14 protein-coding genes, 1 pseudogene and 1 riboswitch are annotated in these 17,982 nt (G+C 51.1%); of the genes and pseudogenes, 10 read left to right on the forward strand and 5 right to left on the reverse strand.

Features of this window, described 5'->3' with window-relative positions; all coding sequences use genetic code 11:
* Positions 1-283: 283 nt before the first annotated feature.
* On the reverse strand, positions 284-1,192 hold the full coding sequence (locus K0T92_RS07495) for a J domain-containing protein (RefSeq protein ID WP_219871813.1): 909 nt from the start codon (positions 1,190-1,192) through the stop codon (positions 284-286).
* A 254-nt stretch (positions 1,193-1,446) separates the two neighbouring features.
* Between K0T92_RS07495 and K0T92_RS07500 the strand changes: the two genes are divergently transcribed.
* The 4 genes and pseudogenes from K0T92_RS07500 to K0T92_RS25470 all read left to right on the forward strand — a co-directional run bounded on the left by K0T92_RS07500 (position 1,447) and on the right by K0T92_RS25470 (position 5,154).
* Positions 1,447-2,436: a Gfo/Idh/MocA family protein gene (locus K0T92_RS07500; RefSeq protein ID WP_246627981.1), complete on the forward strand. Its 990-nt coding sequence runs from the start codon at positions 1,447-1,449 to the stop codon at positions 2,434-2,436.
* A 119-nt stretch (positions 2,437-2,555) separates the two neighbouring features.
* Positions 2,556-3,551, forward strand: a complete 996-nt coding sequence (locus K0T92_RS07505) for an aldose 1-epimerase (protein WP_246627950.1) — start codon at positions 2,556-2,558, stop codon at positions 3,549-3,551.
* Between the two features lie 175 nt (positions 3,552-3,726).
* Positions 3,727-4,812: pseudogene (locus tag K0T92_RS07510) on the forward strand (SulP family inorganic anion transporter); the annotation flags it as partial.
* 57 nt (positions 4,813-4,869) lie between these two features.
* Complete coding sequence (locus tag K0T92_RS25470; protein ID WP_343223664.1) at positions 4,870-5,154, forward strand: STAS domain-containing protein; 285 nt, start codon at positions 4,870-4,872, stop codon at positions 5,152-5,154.
* A gap of 63 nt (positions 5,155-5,217) precedes the next feature.
* Here K0T92_RS25470 and K0T92_RS07515 read toward each other — a convergent pair whose 3' ends face one another.
* Both K0T92_RS07515 and K0T92_RS07520 read right to left on the reverse strand, forming a co-directional pair.
* On the reverse strand, positions 5,218-5,901 hold the full coding sequence (locus K0T92_RS07515) for an endonuclease domain-containing protein (RefSeq protein WP_219871814.1): 684 nt from the start codon (positions 5,899-5,901) through the stop codon (positions 5,218-5,220).
* A 624-nt stretch (positions 5,902-6,525) separates the two neighbouring features.
* Entirely contained in the window at positions 6,526-6,672 is a 147-nt protein-coding gene (locus K0T92_RS07520) for a YqzM family protein (protein WP_219871815.1), read from the reverse strand.
* A gap of 194 nt (positions 6,673-6,866) precedes the next feature.
* Between K0T92_RS07520 and uvrC the strand changes: the two genes are divergently transcribed.
* Positions 6,867-8,846, forward strand: coding sequence for an excinuclease ABC subunit UvrC (gene uvrC, locus K0T92_RS07525; protein WP_219871816.1), 1,980 nt, complete (start codon positions 6,867-6,869; stop codon positions 8,844-8,846).
* A 21-nt stretch (positions 8,847-8,867) separates the two neighbouring features.
* Here uvrC and K0T92_RS07530 read toward each other — a convergent pair whose 3' ends face one another.
* Positions 8,868-10,520, reverse strand: coding sequence for a CPBP family intramembrane glutamic endopeptidase (locus K0T92_RS07530; RefSeq protein WP_219871817.1), 1,653 nt, complete (start codon positions 10,518-10,520; stop codon positions 8,868-8,870).
* A gap of 243 nt (positions 10,521-10,763) precedes the next feature.
* A riboswitch (cyclic di-AMP (ydaO/yuaA leader) is annotated at positions 10,764-10,940 on the forward strand.
* A gap of 138 nt (positions 10,941-11,078) precedes the next feature.
* On the opposite strand from K0T92_RS07530, the gene K0T92_RS07535 reads away from it, so the two are divergent.
* Both K0T92_RS07535 and K0T92_RS07540 read left to right on the forward strand, forming a co-directional pair.
* Complete coding sequence (locus K0T92_RS07535) at positions 11,079-12,383, forward strand: TrkH family potassium uptake protein (RefSeq protein ID WP_246627982.1); 1,305 nt, start codon at positions 11,079-11,081, stop codon at positions 12,381-12,383.
* Positions 12,384-12,399: 16 nt separating this feature from the next.
* The gene (locus K0T92_RS07540; protein ID WP_219871818.1) at positions 12,400-13,062 is read left to right on the forward strand and encodes a potassium channel family protein; all 663 of its coding nucleotides are present in this window, start codon (positions 12,400-12,402) and stop codon (positions 13,060-13,062) included.
* Positions 13,063-13,271: 209 nt separating this feature from the next.
* Here the strand turns inward: K0T92_RS07540 and K0T92_RS07545 are convergent, their stop codons facing one another.
* Positions 13,272-14,165, reverse strand: a complete 894-nt coding sequence (locus tag K0T92_RS07545; RefSeq protein WP_219871819.1) for a LysR family transcriptional regulator — start codon at positions 14,163-14,165, stop codon at positions 13,272-13,274.
* A 215-nt stretch (positions 14,166-14,380) separates the two neighbouring features.
* Between K0T92_RS07545 and K0T92_RS07550 the strand changes: the two genes are divergently transcribed.
* Genes K0T92_RS07550 through sdhB form a run of 3 tightly spaced genes read left to right on the forward strand, consistent with a single transcriptional unit; the run spans position 14,381 to position 17,611 of the window.
* A complete protein-coding gene (locus K0T92_RS07550; protein ID WP_219871820.1) occupies positions 14,381-15,052 on the forward strand; it encodes a succinate dehydrogenase cytochrome b558 subunit in 672 nt (223 codons plus the stop codon).
* A gap of 24 nt (positions 15,053-15,076) precedes the next feature.
* Positions 15,077-16,825 (forward strand): succinate dehydrogenase flavoprotein subunit, encoded by a 1,749-nt coding sequence (gene sdhA, locus K0T92_RS07555; RefSeq protein ID WP_219871821.1) that lies wholly within the window; start codon positions 15,077-15,079, stop codon positions 16,823-16,825.
* A gap of 21 nt (positions 16,826-16,846) precedes the next feature.
* Positions 16,847-17,611: a succinate dehydrogenase iron-sulfur subunit gene (gene sdhB, locus K0T92_RS07560; RefSeq protein ID WP_219871822.1), complete on the forward strand. Its 765-nt coding sequence runs from the start codon at positions 16,847-16,849 to the stop codon at positions 17,609-17,611.
* Positions 17,612-17,982 lie beyond the last annotated feature (371 nt).

A 17,982-nucleotide genomic window follows, 5' to 3' on the forward strand; every position in this document is an offset into this window, starting at 1 on the left:
GGGCTACTGAAGTGCGAATACCTGCAAATAAGCAGGAAATTTCATCGTTTATGCTCTTATTTGCTTTTTCCACCATATATGCCTGCGCTATCGCAGGCATTCTACCTCCCACCGCTTTTTTTACCGAAATTGCTGCACGATCGCAGGCTTCCTTTACGCATCCCCAGGAGCTCCCGCTGTTAAAAACCTCCACCGACTCACCTAACTGGTTGCAATGTGCCCCCCTATTGTCAGCACAATCTAACAATAGGGGCAGTTAAGTGAGAGTGGAGGTTTATTATTATCATTCTGGCTTTATATAGTTGGTAATGAAATGCAGTGCCTTGGCATCATTGTTGCCTCCGGTACGCAAGCCATATATAAATTCGTTGTTCGACTTCAGCGGCAGCTTCTGAGCCAGCGGACTGGAGCTAAGATCAATGCCGTAAATATGCTCGGCAGTATCCTCTGCTGCTTTAGCCTTCATTGCCGAATCAGGCGGCAAATGGGGCTGGAACAAGCCGGCTGCTTCAGCATCGAGGTTTCTGAGCACGCCCTGGCTGCTCAGCCATGCGAAGGCGGAACGATCCATGATGAACGCATCGGGCTTCTCGGTCATCAAAGTTATGACAGCTTTCTGCTGCAGCACGAAATCCGTCTGTCCCTCAGGTAAAGTGGGCAAATAAGTGATCATGACTGCGGTTCGCTTCCATTCCGGGAACTGTGCGAGCAATGCGTTCTCGGCAATTTCCAGCTCATCACTTTCTTGATTGCCAAAATCACCGATAAACATGACGGATAAATCGATTGGAGGCAGGTTGGCCAGCCTTTCCTGTTCAGCCTGATAATTCAGGTAAATCTGGATGCCGTAGATCAGAAGAGCGATAACGAGAATACCGCCCAGCAGATGAAACTTATAATAATGGAAAAAGTGATCGGTTTTCTCGGCTGCGCCTGCGAACTTCTTGTATTTGCCGTATTCTTTTTCAGTAAATTGATCTACCGTTCTCTGATCATCGAGCCCAAGGATGAGCCGGTACGCGCTGCTGATCTCTGCAAAAGAATCCTCAGCGCTCTCAGGGTCAGAGCTGCTCTGGCGCTGCTTTCGGGATCGAGCCTGGCGGGCCAGAATGGAGAATCGTTGCTCCACTTCTTCTTTGCTGGCATTCTCGGGTAGACCCATTCGCTCATAGGCCTGCTTCAACTTGTCCATATGATTCACCTCTATGTGTCACTTGTGTCGATTTAATCATCTTACCATAGAAGGAGCTTCGTTACACGGAGGAGAAGAATATAGGCAGGCGCGGAAATCAGCCTTGTGGTTTCCCTGGCTAGCGAAGGTGAATAAGCAGCCTTTGCGTCGTGTTGCAAGGGCAGCAATTCGCCGTCGCCGCAGAAACTCGCAGTGATAGGAAAGGACGAACAAAGACATCATAAGTGGACAATCAGAGAGGATAGGTGTTCGTATTGACACGAGAGCTTCGATGGGGAGTTATGGGCTGTGCAGGTATTGCCGTAAATTCAGTTATTCCCGGCATTCATCAATCCAATTCGGGCAAAGTTGCTGCTATTGCGAGCCGCGGAATCGACAAGGCGCTGGAAACGGCGGCTAAGCTCAATATTCCTCGGGCATATGGCAGCTATGAGGAACTGCTTGAGGATGAGGAAATTGATGCGATCTACATACCGCTGCCGAATCATCTGCACATGGAATGGAGCATTCGGGCTATGGAAGCTGGCAAGCATGTGCTTTGCGAGAAGCCAATAGCGCTGAATGCGGAGGAAGCGCAGCGGATGGCGGAGACAAGCCGATTATCGGGTGTTCAACTGTCGGAAGCATTCATGTACCGCCATCATCCGCGTTACAGCCGGATTCAAGAGATCATTCTCTCCGGAGAAATCGGCGAGGTGAGAGGCATTCATGGTGTTTTTACATTCAATAATGCCGAGGATAAGACGAATGTCCGTTACCGCAAAGAATGGGGCGGAGGATCGCTATATGACGTTGGCTGTTATCCGATCAGCGCAGCGCGAATGATTCTTGGAGCAGAGCCGGAGGCGGCAACGGTGCACGCATTCCTATCGCCGGAGCATGATCACGTCGATATGATGGCGTCCGGTATTCTGGAGTTTCCAGGCAAAGTGGCGCTGACGTTCGATTGCGGCATGTGGGCTGCGTTTCGCAATACGCTTGAGGTTCTGGGAACTAAGGGCCGCATTGAAGTTCCTTCTGCTTTTGTCTTTGAGAAGGCCAGTATCTTAATCCATACAGGAGAGGGCGTGCGCAAGGAGCCGCAGGAGATGCTGAACCAATATGCGCTGCAAGCGGATGAATTTGCGCTTTCTGTGTGGGGAGAGAAGCGAGCGCGGTTCGGCCCGCTAGATGCTGTCGCGAACATGAAAGCGATAGATGCTTGTCTGGAGTCAGCGTATTCAAGAAAGAGAGTGCTGCTGTAGCCATTTATTGCAGCTGGAACCAGAGGTATTCGGTCATGTATCGACTGGAAACGAATGAAGAATTCTCGGTTTACAATGATTGCAGCTATTAATCGATACTGACTGAAGGGGTGGGGAATTTGAGACAACATAGAGCTTATGAAGACATGTATCTGGGCGAGAAAGCCATTTGGCTGGAAGGCGGTCGCTATGAAGCGGCGCTTCTGCCGGATAATGGTGGCAACCTCATAGCATTTCGTGACACCGAGAGCGGATATCGTTTCCTCCGCGAGCCTGAAGATGAGGATGGCATGAACAAATTCAAGGCGCGTCCCTTTGTGTACGGCATTCCTGTGCTGTTCCCGCCAAACCGCTACAAGGACGGGGAGTTTCCATGGAACGGCCGAACCTATCATTTTCCGGTGAACGAAGCGGAGACGGGCAATCATTTGCATGGATTTTTTACTGACATACCTTGGACAGTTGTGGAGTTTGGCCATACGAATAGCGAGAGCTTCGTAACCATTGCGAATCGAATAGATGAAAAGCATGAGGTTTACCGATATTTCCCGCATAAATTTACAATTAAGCTCCGTTACTCGATTAGTGAGGATGGCTTGCAGCAGCAGGTCATGATCCGCAATGAAGGTGATGATGAGATGCCGTGTCTGCTGGCGTTCCATACCGCAATTAACGCCCCGTTCGCACCGGGCAGCACCGCAAAGGATTGCCGTGTGAAGGTGACGATTGGCGAGCGCTGGGAGCTGGACGAGCGGATGCTGCCAACGGGCAAATATCAGCAGCTGACAGCGGAGGAGGAGCAGCTGCGGGATACGGGCATCTACCCGTTCGGGGGAGAGATGGACAACCATTATCGGGCAGCGCCTCAGAATGGACGCAACCGGATGGAGCTTACCGATACGAAGCAGGCTGTTACTTTAATTTATGATGTTGGCGTTTCTTTTAAGCATTGGATGATCTGGAACAACTTCGGGAAAGAAGGCTTCCTCTGTCCTGAGCCGCAGATTAATCTTGTTAACGCGCCTCAGGTGGACCTGCCAGCGGATCAGATTGGACTGTTCAGCCTGAAGCCGGGTGAAATATGGGAAGAATCAGGACGATTGTACGTCAAATAAGAGCAACTGCATTAGAACCTCTGGCCGAATGAGCGGTCAGGGGTTCTTGCTTGTATGGGTGTTCAAAAGGTTGGATTCCGATTATAATAGCAAAGTTGATTAATGCGATGAAGCATGCTGCTGGCCTCTCTATAGCTTGGCAGTGGTGTGCAATAGTTATTGTACAGGCTTTGCAATGAGGGAAGGGAGCGTTACTGTTTTGATTCAAAAGCTAAGAGAAGCATGGTTCTCCAATATAAGACTTGACGTATTGGCTGGCATTACCGCGACATTGGCCTTGATTCCGGATGCCATTGCCTTTTCTTTCATAGCGGGCGTTAGCCCTATGGTCGGCATTTACTCGTCCATCTGTATTCTGATTCTGCTCGCCTTCTTCGGCGCCCGTCCGGCGATGCTATCCTCGGCAGCCGGCTCAATGGCCGTCTTGATGACGGCATAGGTCGCGCAGCAGGGCATAGAGTATTTGTTCGCCGCAACGATATTAACAGGTATTCTGCAATTTCTGATGGGCGTGTTCAAAATGGGACGTTGGATGAGGTTCGTTCCTCATGCAGTTGTGATCGGATTCATCAATGCGCTCGCGATTCTAATCCTGATCTCGCAGTTCAAGCATTTCGAAGGCGCGTCATGGGGGATGTACGCGATGATCGCGGTCACATTAGCGGTGATCTATCTGCTTCCCCGGTTGACTAAGGCGATTCCTTCGCCGCTGGTGGCAGTGGCAGCCGTTACGATTGTTTGCTTCGCTACCGGATGGGATGTCCGGACAGTTGGCGACATTGCGGTTATTACGTCAGCCTTGCCGGAATTTCACATACCACTTGTTGATCTCAACTGGAACACGTTCATGATTATATTCCCGGTTGCGCTCTCGCTAGCCTTCGTGGGTTATACAGAAACATTGCTGACACAAGATATTATAGATGATATGACACGCAGCAAGACGGATAAGAACAAGGAAATGAGAGGGCAAGGAGCAGCCAACTTTGTTACCGGTTTGTTCGGAGGCATGGCAGGCTGCGCGCTTATCGCTGAATCAGTCATTAACGTGAAGCTGGGTGGACGCGGACGGCTGTCCAATTTGACCGCAGGGGTCTTCCTGCTCTTGCTCGTGCTGCTGTTCGGCAAGCTCGTATCGATTATTCCCATTGCTGCGCTAGTGGGTGTCATGCTTTATATCGTAGTTGAAATTCTCGATTGGAAATATGTTTCCAGGCTGCATCGGATTCCGCGCAGTGAGGCCGTTATCATGCTGGTGACAGCGGTTGTATCCGTTATTACACATGATCTGGCCAAGGGAGTTCTGGTCGGTGTTGCAATGAGCTTCTTCGTATTCGTCTACCATGCCGCTACCAAAATTCAAATTCATCATCGGCAAAATGGCTCCAAAAGAACTTATGAGGTGCAAGGACAGCTGTTCTTCGGCTCAGCTGAGGAGCTTAATCAAAGCATGGTCTTTGACGATGACGGGGATCATATCATCATTGATCTGACCAAGGCGCATGTGTGGGATCACTCCGCCCGTCTGGCACTGAACAATATTAAGGAACGGTTCGAAAGCGAAGGCAAGCAGGTGCAAATTCGGTATAGCAATGCTAGCTGAGAATAACGATTGATGGAATCGACACCAAGAACATCAGCATCAAAAGCATCAACACCAAAAGCATCAACACCAAGTTCTGTCATTCATATGTTCACGATTGACTTTGAAGCAGCGAATTCGCTGAGTCCCTTTTCCAGCAGGAAGCAGGGTTTGCTTTTTGACCATGCTGTGCAGGATGCTGCGAGCTTTATCATGTCTAATTTGGAGCAGCTGGCAGACATCGCTCGGGCGCAGATATCTTTCTAACCGAATAGCCAACCTGAGTACTTCAGTCTCAATAATATCAGCCGCGCCAGCAGGCTTGGCAGGACTATTGCTGCCGATCCAGGAGCCGACAAATTGTTGGATCACTTGTTCACACATGCGCGGTTTGTCCGATACATCATCGTATGCAAACCTTAATACGCGCCAGCCGTCGATAACGAGATGATTCTGGCGCATAAGGGAGTCCGCGAAATGCCATCTGCTTGAATGGGTTGCATGCGGACCATATCCGTCAATCTCGATGGCGAGCTTGAGGGGGAAACGGAAATAGGCAAAATCCAAAAACCTCGAACCATCCCGAAAATCTGCCACCTCATACTCGGGATGCAGGCCATCAAATTGCCTGAAAGCCGGATACCAGACTTGTTTGAGAAAAAGCTTCTCTGCATGGCCCAGACCTTGAGCCAATCGACGCTTATTCTCACCCTTCCTCAGCCCGATATGCTTCTCTATCCAATGATCAAAAGCATACTGAAACCCCATCCTATCTATCCCCCTGCCCTTTATGTACCCAAATAAAAAACCGCTTATTCGGAAACGGAATGCGTCTCCAAATGAGCGGTGTGTGCTTCACAACCAACTAATATGTAGCAATTGTACTATGCAAATGGTTCCGAATCAAGTCTATTTTGGCAGAAGAATCCTATACAAGCGTGGTGCTAAAGGTTGATACATGATGTAAAAGGATATTTCCGTCTTATTGTAATTTTCCAAGCAAGCTCTCCTAATCTGTAAGCGGGAAAAACCCGTTTACAACCAAATGAACATCGTATCCTGCATCAATGGCACTGCTGTAAGCGGATAAAATCGGCTCTCAGCGCGAGTAACAGGGGGAGCATCTGCTGTAAGCAGGAATTATCGTGTTACAAACATCGGCAAGCTGGTGGACATGCGAGGGGCCAATCGACCAATCGCTAGCCTGCTCACGTAATAAAAGCCGCAAGAAACCGGTACGGTCTCTCACGGCTGGTGCTTGGTCTTCTTCTCGTAGCATATGCCAGGCCGCGAGAAAATATCCTGGATGATTTACAATTATCAAATGGGATATAGATGAAAAAAGCTCCGCCCGGACAGCAGTCCGGAGCGAAGCTCACTTGTAACGGGTCGTTACGAAATAATAAATTTAATGATCACTGCAACGGCGAACAGGATGAACATAACGCCGAAGAAGCCAGCGAATCCGAATGCAACATCAAATAGGTCGTCGCGCGGTTCTTCGTTCAAATGCTCGCGCGGATCTCTAACGTTTTCCATAGCTATATTTCCTCCTCGAGTCAACAAATGCTCCCCTTAGTATACCCAACTTCACGAATCATTGTAAAGCCGCCGTTCGTGACAATTATGAGGCGAATTGCAATCTGTCCTGCCGGAAACGGAAAATGCGTTCCCCGCATTCATCCCGATGCTATGCTACAATAGAAGGATAACACGGCGAGAGGAGAAACGGGATGGAGGAACAGTTGACAGCTCGTTTGGCAGCGGAGCTTATTCGCGGCAAGCTTGCATTGCTGCCGGATAAGCCGGGCTGTTATTTAATGAAAAATGCGGACGGCACCGTAATTTATGTGGGCAAAGCCAAAATTCTGAAAAATCGCGTTCGTTCCTATTTCAACGGAAGCCACAACGGCAAAACGCAGCGGCTCGTATCGGAAATTCGCGATTTCGAATATATTGTCACCTCAAGCAACATGGAAGCACTCATACTGGAATGCAATTTGATCAAGCAATATTTTCCTCGTTACAATGTATTGTTGAAGGATGACAAAACTTTTCCATATATCAAAATAACGAACGAGAAGCATCCCAAGCTTGAGGTAACCCGCCGGATCGTTAAGGACAAAGGCAAATATTTTGGCCCATACCCGAACGCTTACGCCGCCCAGGAGACCAAAAAGCTGCTGGATCGCCTCTACCCGCTGCGCAAATGCAACACATTGCCCGACAAGGTATGTCTGTATTATCATATCGGCCAATGCATCGCGCCCTGTGAGTTTGAGGTTGAGCCGGGGACGTACGAGTCCATGGTGCAGGAAATTACACGCTTCCTGAATGGCGGGCATGATGAAGTCAAGAAGACGCTTCAGCAAAAAATGGCGGCAGCTGCCGAGGCGCTCGAATTCGAGCGGGCCAAAGAATTCCGCGATCAGCTGATTGCCATCGATGCTGTTATGGAGAAGCAAAAAATTAATATGACGGACGCAATGGACCGCGACGTCTTCGGCTACTACACGGATAAGGGCTGGATGTGCGTCCAGATCATTTATATGCGCCATGGCAAAATGATTGAGCGCCGCGCAACGACTTTTCCGTATTATGGCGAGCCTTATGATGATTTCATGACGTTCGTCACGCAGTATTACAGTGACAACCCGGCTCTGCCCAAGGAGATTCTGCTGCCAGCGCCGCCCGAGGGGACGGAATCTGCAGAGAGGGAAGAAGACGCAAATTCCGGCACTGTTGCAGCATTAGCGGCCGTCGATGCGGCACCCGAAACGGCAGCGTCTGCCGCGCCGGAGCAGCCCCTGTCCGCAGACGCCCAGCAAGAGGATGAGGAATCGCCCGCATCGGGCTCAGAGGCGGCGGAGGTCGGCTCTACACTGCAGGAGTGGCTCAAGGTGAAAGTGTTCATTCCGCGCCGCGGCCGCAAGCGGGAGGTCGTAGCGATGGCTGTAGATAATGCCAAAGTATCGCTAGATGAGAAATTCCGCCTCCTAGAACGGGATGAGGAGCGAACGCTCAAGGCCTCGGAGGGACTTGCCGAAGTGCTGGGACTGCCAACGGCCAGCCGGATTGAGGCGTTCGATAACTCTAATATTCAGGGAACGAATCCGGTGTCCGCTATGGTCGTATTCACCGATGGCAAGCCGGACCGCAAGGAGTACCGCAAATACAAGGTGCGCACCGTTCAAGGGCCGGACGACTACGAGACGATGCGCGAGGTCATCCGCCGCCGCTATGAGCGCGTGCTCAAGGATGATCTTCAGCCGCCTGATCTTATTGTAGTGGATGGAGGACGCGGACAAATTTCTGCTGCACTGGACATTCTGGAGAATGAGCTCGGACTTGCGATACCTGTATGCGGGCTGGTCAAGGATGCGAAGCATAAAACCGCCCAGCTTATGATCGGCGATCCTCCCGAGATTGTGCCGCTGGCGCGGGACAGCCAGGAGTTCTACCTTCTGCAGCGCATTCAGGATGAGGTGCACCGGTTTGCCATTACGTTCCACCGTGAGCAGCGGGGCAAGTCGATGGTCGCCTCGCGCCTTGATGCGATACCGGGCATTGGCGAGAAGCGGCGGAAGCTGCTGCTCAAGCATTTTGGCTCTATCAAGAAAATAAAAGAAGCCGGAATTGAAGATTTCCGGCCCCTGTCTATCGGCGAGAAGCTCGCCGCCCAAATTATTGAAGCGCTGAGAGAGGAGCCGTGATGAACGGTTCCGACTCTCTTCCTACGTAGCAGCCTGATCCGGTTCCAAGACGGGAACAGGCTGTTTTCTCTTGTCATCGGGTATTCTGCGGTCCCACATGCGAATCAGCCAGGCAATCGGAATCGGCAGGACGATGTAGAAGATTCCCCACAGGATATTGCCAAACGAGCCCATGAACATAAGGGAGATCGCCATCATGACGCTGTTGAAGATCGCATGGGTGAAGACCGTCATAATAAATCCGTATCTCAGAAATAAGAAGCTGAAGAGGAGCCCAAGAATCGTCAGCTCAACCAAACGCGTAGTCGCAGGGAAGATGGGATACGTAACATGTCCAAGCGCCCATATAATTGTAGGGATGAGCGCCGCGACAAAGGTATTCTTGAACCATCGCTTCATCAAGCCGATTCCGAAGAGGCGGAACACAGCTTCCTCGGATATGGCAGCACACCAGGCGAGAACAGGGAACAGCCAAGGCGCCGCCAGATTATACGGAGATTGCGTCACATCTGAGGTTGACCAGGCTCCCGTGATCCCGTTCCATACGATAAAAATGACCGTTTGCAGGCCAAGCAGGGAGAAGGCAGCCAGATAGCCGAGCCACATGCTGCGCCATACATGGTCGCCATAACCAGCCTCGCCGGATCTCGGCCATAGTCTGCGTCCCATAGACCGCCACAAGCCATCACCGCCAATGACGGAGAAATAGACGGCTGCTGCCAGGAGAACGGTGACGACGGCTGTAAACGCCATATTGAAGATCATCATGGCACCAACATCTAATTGTTCCCCAAGCTCAGCGAGAATGCCATCCATCATATTGAAGTTATTCGCCATATAGAAGCCCAGGAAAATGACGGTGAGCAGAATGCCTCTTTTGAAGGAGGTGTGCTTCCGGTATATGGCCGCATAAATAATAGCCAGTACGAATAATACGAAGGACAAGAACATGCTGCCGCCGATGGATAGCCACAAGCCGATGCTGGTTTGCTTGTCAACGTAGCTTTCATAGGCTTCAGGCACTTTAAAGGTCGGTTTGTACTCCGAGATGACAATCGACTGATCGCCTTTCACTTTTTCGCTGCGGATCTTCAGAATAAGCGGCGCTTCGCCGGCCTTGGCCCCTTTGACCTCCAGCCATACCGCTCCCGTCAATGTGTTGAGCTTTGACGTCTTCAGCGCATCTCTTTGAAACCCTTGCTCCTCTGCGAAGTCCATCGCTGCATCGAACTGCTCTTTGGATCCCAAGAGATCTGTATCGACAGCTCTATAGCGGTTCCAACTGACGACTTTCCCCGTTTCCATATGTACATAGATAAAAAGCTTGCTGTCATCCGGCATTTCAGTGTTGACCTGAAACGTATCTGTCGGGAACCTGTCATCATATTTCTCACCATATTGATCAAACAGCTTTTCCTTGGACAAATAACCATAGAGCAGCTGATTGGATTGATGAATGGCATGTGTGCTTGCAGGCTTCTGGCCGAAATGAGCCTGGACGAACTCGTCTGCTGCTTCTTCAGCCGCGCTCTTCGCAATGATTCCGCTTGTGCCGGCATCGAAGAATGACTGTGCCGTTGAAGGCAGCACCTGAACGACGAGATAAATGACGATACCGATTGCTGCGAAGATCGAATACAGGGTCCAGTTAGGTTGCTGCTTAAGTTGATTCATTCATACACCTCTATCTCTGTAATATAAGCAAAATAACCATTTACAACTACCATATCATACAACTTCCGTATTTATCCATCCAATTGCATTCATTTTCATACATTGAGTGAGATAGGGCATCAATAATACAAGCCATGTGCCGATTTAAGCGGCAGACAGCTTTATTTTGACCTAATTTGGTTCTTTTTCTCCCTAATTGTCGGTTGTTCTTTTATTTGCTTTGGTTTTATAATTTGTATCAATTGCATAGAACAGCCGAATTTCGTTTGCGAAATCGGGGGAACCATACTGCTGCCAGCATTCTCAGCACTGCTTAGTGAGGCGCCGGGCGGCATGGGGTGAATTTCGCTTTAGCGAATAGGGCCGCCTGTCCGGGCCCGAATCCGTCAGCTAACCTCGTAGGCTGCTTGGAACAGGACTCACCGCATGATTGCATTGGGAATCCAGTGCTTTTTTTTGTGCGCTGAAACTGCGATGGTGATGTGTTCAAAGGGAGTGGGATATATCAACATTTTTTCGTTCTTAAAACTTACCAAATGGTCACCTCCCCGGGTATTGATGACAGGCTTCGCGCTGATCATCCTGCTGGGCGGACTGCTCCTGTCCCTGCCATTCGCTTCACGGGACGGCACGTCAACGGCCTTTATCGATGCGCTGTTCACAGCTACCTCGGCGACTTGCGTGACGGGGCTGGTAACGGTAGATACCGGGAGCCACTATTCAGTGGCTGGCCAGATCATTATTCTGATCCTGATCCAGATCGGCGGTCTTGGCTTCATGACGATGGCGACCTTGTTTGCCCTCGTTCTCCGCAAGCGGATTTCGCTCAAGGAGCGGCTGATCCTGCAGGAAGCGATGAATCAGAGCAGCATGGAGGGGATTGTGCGGCTGATCAGGAAGGTGGTTCTCTATGCCTTCGTCATCGAATTCGTCGGTGCAGCGCTGTTCGCGATCCGCTGGTCATTCGATATGCCGCTTGGACAAGCGATCTACTTCGGCATTTTCCATGGCGTATCGATGTTTAACAATGCAGGCTTTGATCTGTTCGGACAATTTGGTGCTCCATACGTCAGTTTTACCTCATATGTAAACGATCCACTCGTTAACATCGTAACGATGCTTCTTATTATACTGGGCGGACTCGGATTTATTGTCATGTCGGACTTGCTTGAATTACGCTCCAAGAGACGGCTTTCGCTTCACTCCAAGGTCGTACTAACCGCAACTGGCGCGTTAATCGGGGTCGGGACGATTGTGATCTTTATATTCGAATTTACGAATAAGGGAACGCTTGGATCATTGGATTGGGGCGGCAAAATATTAGCGTCCTTCTATCAATCCGTCTCCCCGAGAACGGCTGGGCCGAATACGGTCGATCTGGTTCAACTGAGGCAGGCGACCCAGTTTTTCATCATTATCCTGATGTTTATCGGCGCTTCACCGGGCTCAACAGGCGGAGGCATCAAGACGACAACATTCACGACGCTGATCGGTGCGGTTATTGCGATGATCCGCGGCAAGGAGGATATCGTCCTCTTCAACTATCGGCTGGCGCGGGAGCGCATTTTCAAAGCTTTGACCATTACTGTGCTGTCGCTCGCTCTTGTTGTATTCGTCACGATGGTGTTGTCCACGACAGAGGATAAAGCTTTTATCAAAATATTATTCGAAACCACTTCCGCCTTCGGCACGGTTGGTTTATCGCTTGGCGTAACCCCGGAGCTGTCTACGGTCGGCAAGATTATTATAGCGCTCACGATGTTTGCCGGAAGGCTCGGGCCGCTGACGCTTGCTTATGCGCTTGGACCGCGTACAGAGAAAGAGCTGTACAGGTATCCGGAAGGGAAAATTATTATTGGATAGGGGAAAAAGAAGCACAATGAAGAATAAGCAGTTTGTCATTATCGGACTCGGCCGTTTCGGCTCGAGCTTGGCCAGAGAATTAATAGAGCTTGGATATGAGGTATTAGGCGTCGATAAGGACGAAGAGGTTGTTCAGGAAATGAGCAATGTGCTGACCCATGCCGTTGTAGCCGAATCGACAGACGAGGAGGTGCTGCGTTCGCTGGGCGTGCGCAACTTCGACACCGGCGTTGTCGCGATCGGGGATGATATACAAGCGAGTATTCTCACGACGATATTGCTTACCGATCTTGGAGTCAAGCAAGTGGTGGCCAAAGCGATGACTGAGCTGCACGGCAGGGTGCTGGAGAAAATCGGCGTGCACCGCGTCGTCTATCCGGAGCGCGACATGGGCATTCGCGTAGCCCATCAGCTGGTGTCCCCGAATCTGCTGGACTATATCGAGCTTTCCAAGGAATATACAATCGCGGAGCTCTCCGTTCCGAAGTGCCTCTCCGGCAAATCGCTGCAGGAGCTTAATCCCCGCGCAAGATTCGGCTGCAGCATTGTAGCGATTAACAAGTCAAGCGGCATTATCATTGCGCCTGCTGCTACAGATGTACTGCAGGAGCGTGACATTATGGTCGTCATCGGCACCAATGAGCAAATCGAGGAATTCGAAGAGTCCGTCACACGCTAGGCAGAGTCCGACTGCCAACACGCCCGCCGCGCGCCGGGATCTGCACGAGACGGCATCTTCAAGCTCCTGCGGATCACGGATCGAGCAGGGATGGATTTAGATGAGATAATTGGCAACAATAAAGGACAGGACCGCATAACACGGTTACTGTCCTTTTGTTATTAGAGCGAGCATTTGTCTCACAGGCGGACTGTTCACAGCACACCTTATTACGGGCGTTTGAAATGCGTTGCGATCTGATCGATCCACAGCCTGACGGCGGGGCTGAGGCTTTCTTCCTCGGCATGGATAAGTGAAGTCGTCCGTTTCGATTCTTCAAGCTCGCGGATCGGTACAATCATGAGATCGTTATCGCTGAGCAACTGGGGGCGCAAATAAGACTTGGGCAGCAGCGTGCCCGCCCGGCACGTATGGAGAAGGCGAAGGATGGCTTCGAAAGAATCGATTTCCATCCGCACATCAGGCCGCAGCCGGAACCGCTCGAACAGCTCATCGGTCAGGATGCGGTACCAGGTTCCCTTGGAGAACAGAATCATCGGCAAGCCGTTCAGATCGCCGATTACGGGCTGGCCCTTGTCCATCACGAACTGGTTGCGCGGCATGACCAGCATGAGATGATCATCGAACAGCGGGATGCAGTGCAGCGCGGGATCATCGATCCGGGAAGCGACAATGCCGATATCCGCCTTCCGGTCACGGACGAGCGTAACGATCTCATGCGTCTTGCCTGTTATGGCCTTAATATCAAGCTCCGGGCTGCGCTCGGTTAGCACCTGAATAAGATCAGGCAGCGTCGTCTGCAGTGTTGTAAGGCTCGCGCCTATCGTAAGCGCCGACCGGCCAGCGGAGTTATAGTCGGCAAGCATCTGCAAATAACGCAGATGGCTCTGGCGGATCTCGACTGCATAATCATAGGTAAGCTGTCCGATTCGGGTCAGCTCCAGCCGTTTGCCGATACGCCGGAACAGGACAACACCGAGCTCCTCCTCAAGCTTGGCTATTTTGCGGGAGAGGGCAGGCTGGGACAGGTTAAGTTTGGCTGAAGCTTTATTCATGCTCGATTGCTCAACTACAATGGCAAACACGTGCAGCTCGTCCAGCATAGCGGGAACCTCCGGCTCTATATGCGAATTTGTTATAACTTTTAATGAAAAATATGCAATTCCATTATAAGCGTAAAAAGAGTATGATGTGAAGTGTGGCTAATTTGTGTCGCGAGGATTATTGACGCCTCCAATAGCCAGAGTTACAATGATACATGGTTTTGGCGAAGATTGGCGAATGCTACCCACAGTCTTGAAAGGAGAACGTTAATGTTATGAAAGGTAATACGTACTTATCGCGCAAGATTCACTCACTTCTTGGGGTGATTCCGCTCGGCCTGTTCTTCATTGAACATATGCTGACGAATTTCGCTGCAGTTGAGGGTGGCCCGCAGGGCTTTAAGGATGCGGTTAATTTCTTGAACAGCCTTCCGCTTGTTCCTGTTCTGGAGACGGTCGGAATTTGGCTGCCGCTGCTGTTCCACGGGGTCTACGGGCTGTATATCGCTTACCAGTCCAATGTCAACATGGGACAGTATCATTATGGCCGCAACTGGGCATTTACATTTCAACGGATATCGGGCGTCATCACGTTTATCTTCATTGTCTGGCATCTATTCCAGACGCGCGTTCAGGTAGCCATTGGCAATGTAGGGCATGAAGAGCTGGGCGGCGTTATGCATGATATTTCGACGAATGGATTATTTCTTGCACTCTACATCATCGGGGTTATCGCGGCAGTGTTCCACTTCAGCAACGGCATGTGGTCCTTCCTCGTTAGCTGGGGCATTACGGTTGGCCCTCGCGCACAGCGCATCTCGTCCTACATCTGGATGGTCGTGTTCGTCATTGTTGCGGCTATGTTCCTGATGTCGCTGTTTGCATTCCGCGGAGAAGAATTTAAAGAAGCGGCATCTGCTGCTATCGCATGGACGAATATCGTATAGGACTTAGACAAGGAGCGAATCGAGATGGCTAAGAATAAAGTAATTGTCGTCGGAGGCGGCCTTGCCGGTCTGATGGCTACTATAAAAGCGGCGGAAGCAGGCGTGCACGTAGACCTGTTCTCTGTCGTGCCCGTGAAGCGTTCACATTCCGTGTGCGCGCAAGGCGGTATTAACGGTGCAGTAAATACGAAGGGCGAAGGCGACTCCACATGGGAGCACTTCGATGATACGATCTACGGCGGCGACTTCCTGGCGAATCAGCCGCCAGTTAAAGCGATGTGCGACGCGGCTCCGGGCATTATCCACTTGATGGACCGGATGGGCGTTATGTTCAACCGGACGCCGGAGGGCTTGCTTGACTTCCGCCGGTTCGGAGGTACCAAGTACCACCGGACAGCATTCGCAGGCGCGACGACAGGCCAGCAGCTGCTGTACGCGCTGGATGAGCAAGTACGCCGCTGGGAGACAGCGGGTCTTGTAACCAAGTACGAGCACTGGGAATTCCTCGGTGCGGTGCTTGACGACGATGGCGTATGCCGCGGCGTGTCCTGTCAGGACCTGCGCACGATGGAAGTGCACACGATTCCTGGAGATGCCGTTATTTTGGCAACAGGCGGCCCCGGTATTATTTTTGGCAAAACAACGAACTCGGTTATTAATACAGGCACGGCAGCAAGCGCTGTTTATCAGCAGGGCGTTCATTATGCGAACGGGGAATTTATTCAAATTCACCCAACCGCTATTCCCGGGGATGACAAGCTGCGTCTGATGTCGGAATCCGCGCGCGGCGAAGGCGGCCGGATCTGGACGTACAAGGACGGCAAGCCTTGGTATTTCCTTGAAGATAAATATCCCGGCTACGGCAACCTTGTTCCGCGTGATATCGCGACCCGTGAAATTTTCCATGTCTGCGTCGATATGAAACTTGGCGTGAACGGCGAGAACATGGTTTATCTTGATCTGTCGCATAAGGATCCCAAGGAGCTGGACGTTAAGCTCGGCGGTATTATTGAAATCTATGAGAAGTTCATGGGTGATGATCCGCGCAAAATACCGATGAAAATTTTCCCTGCTGTTCACTACTCTATGGGCGGCATGTGGGTCGATTACAATCAAATGACGAATATTCCCGGTCTGTTCGCAGCGGGTGAATGTGAATATCAATACCACGGTGCGAACCGTCTCGGAGCGAACTCGCTCTTGTCGGCCATCTATGGCGGTATGATTACAGGGCCCAAGGCGGTTGAATATATTCGCGGCTTGAAGAAATCCGCTGAAGATATCTCCTCCTCCGTCTACGACCGCGAGAAGAAGGTACAGACCGATAAGTATGAACGGATCCTCAAGATGGACGGCTCCGAGAACGCTTATGTGCTGCACAAGGAGCTTGGCGAATGGATGACCAACAATATGACGGTTGTCCGTTACAACAAGAAGCTGGAAGAGACGATTGCGAAGATCAAGGAGCTCAAGCAGCGTTACGGCAGCATTAACATCAATGATACAGCACGCTGGAACAATGCCGGTGTAGCCTTTACCCGCCAGCTGTGGAATATGCTCGAGCTGTCCGAAGCGATGACCAAGGGCGCCCTGCTTCGTGACGAGAGCCGCGGAGCGCATTACAAGCCGGATTTCCTTGAGCGCAACGATGAGAAATTCATGAAGACAACGATTGCGAAATGGACGGCGGATGGTCCGGAAATTTCGTATCAAGATATCGATGTATCGCTTATTCCACCGCGTAAACGCGATTATACGACGGATAAGAACTGATAAGAAGAAAGGAGAATAACGATGGCTGACACGACGGTAGCGAACAAAACAATCAAGTTTATTATTACGCGTCAGGACAAACCCGATGCGCCTTCTTATACGGAGCAGTTCGAGATTCCTTACCGCCAGAATATGAACGTCATCAGCGCGCTGATGGAGATTCAGCGCAACCCTAAGAAAGCTGATGGCGCGGGCACATCGCCGGTGTGCTGGGAATCCAACTGTCTGGAGGAAGTATGCGGCGCTTGCTCGATGGTCATTAACGGCAAGCCTCGTCAGGCATGTACAGCATTGGTAGACAAGCTGGAGCAGCCGATCCGGCTGGAGCCGATGCGCACCTTCCCGGTTGTCCGTGACCTTGTTATCAATCGCGAACGGATGTTCAACGCGCTCAAGCGCGTTAAAGCATGGATTCCGATTGACGGCACTTATGATCTCGGTCCTGGTCCGCGAATGGCGGAGACGAAGCGTCAATGGGCGTATGAATTGTCCAAATGCATGACTTGCGGCGTTTGTCTGGAATCTTGTCCGAACGTGAACGAACGGAACAGCTTTATCGGGCCTGCGGCAATCTCTCAGGTTCGTCTGTTCAATGCTCATCCTACGGGTGAGATGAACAAGGAGGAGCGCCTGGATGCGCTTATGGAGGAAGGCGGAATCGAAGGCTGCGGCAATTCGCAGAACTGCGTCCGCTCCTGTCCGAAGGGCATTCCGCTCACTACATCGATCGCAGCAATGAACAAGGATACGACGAAGCAATTGTTCAAGCAATGGCTTGGCATGTAAGCAGTTAGCACGCAGAAAGGCTGTCCACAGCTCATCAGGGATGATGACCGGGACAGCCTTTTTTTACTGGAGTTGTTACCGCTCCGAGAGATCATGACGAGGCGGGCGATTTGCATAAACGTCGAACCTGCAAGCCTTCGAACCTGCACACCTGGACACTCCAGATCTGCACGTCTGCAGGTTTTTACTCGGGAAGGACTGCTGGCAGATGAAAGCTGTCGAAATAACCTCAGCCGAGGGAAGTGGCTCCACTGTCGGATAAAATTCCTGCTGGCAAGCAGGTTTTTACTCATAACGCCCTGTCCGTAGACGAAATGCCTGCCAAAGTGCAGGCATTTCGTCGTGTTCGCCCAATATCGGCCCATTCCGTC

Source organism: Paenibacillus oenotherae (genome assembly GCF_019443105.1).
Taxonomy (GTDB): Bacteria; Bacillota; Bacilli; order Paenibacillales; family Paenibacillaceae; genus Paenibacillus_Z; species Paenibacillus_Z oenotherae.

Excerpts from the sequence above, each read along its gene's own strand:
- K0T92_RS07515 (WP_219871814.1), bottom strand. The coding sequence starts at position 5,901 with ATGGGGTTTCAGTATGCTTTTGATCATTGGATAGAGAAGCATATCGGG.
- K0T92_RS25470 (WP_343223664.1), top strand. The coding sequence starts at position 4,870 with ATGAGCTTCTTCGTATTCGTCTACCATGCCGCTACCAAAATTCAAATT.
- K0T92_RS07520 (WP_219871815.1), bottom strand. The coding sequence starts at position 6,672 with ATGGAAAACGTTAGAGATCCGCGCGAGCATTTGAACGAAGAACCGCGC.
- K0T92_RS07540 (WP_219871818.1), top strand. The coding sequence starts at position 12,400 with ATGAAGAATAAGCAGTTTGTCATTATCGGACTCGGCCGTTTCGGCTCG.
- K0T92_RS07530 (WP_219871817.1), bottom strand. The coding sequence starts at position 10,520 with ATGAATCAACTTAAGCAGCAACCTAACTGGACCCTGTATTCGATCTTC.
- uvrC (WP_219871816.1), top strand. The coding sequence starts at position 6,867 with ATGGAGGAACAGTTGACAGCTCGTTTGGCAGCGGAGCTTATTCGCGGC.
- K0T92_RS07535 (WP_246627982.1), top strand. The coding sequence starts at position 11,079 with ATGACAGGCTTCGCGCTGATCATCCTGCTGGGCGGACTGCTCCTGTCC.
- K0T92_RS07495 (WP_219871813.1), bottom strand. The coding sequence starts at position 1,192 with ATGGACAAGTTGAAGCAGGCCTATGAGCGAATGGGTCTACCCGAGAAT.
- sdhB (WP_219871822.1), top strand. The coding sequence starts at position 16,847 with ATGGCTGACACGACGGTAGCGAACAAAACAATCAAGTTTATTATTACG.
- sdhA (WP_219871821.1), top strand. The coding sequence starts at position 15,077 with ATGGCTAAGAATAAAGTAATTGTCGTCGGAGGCGGCCTTGCCGGTCTG.
- K0T92_RS07550 (WP_219871820.1), top strand. The coding sequence starts at position 14,381 with ATGAAAGGTAATACGTACTTATCGCGCAAGATTCACTCACTTCTTGGG.
- K0T92_RS07545 (WP_219871819.1), bottom strand. The coding sequence starts at position 14,165 with ATGCTGGACGAGCTGCACGTGTTTGCCATTGTAGTTGAGCAATCGAGC.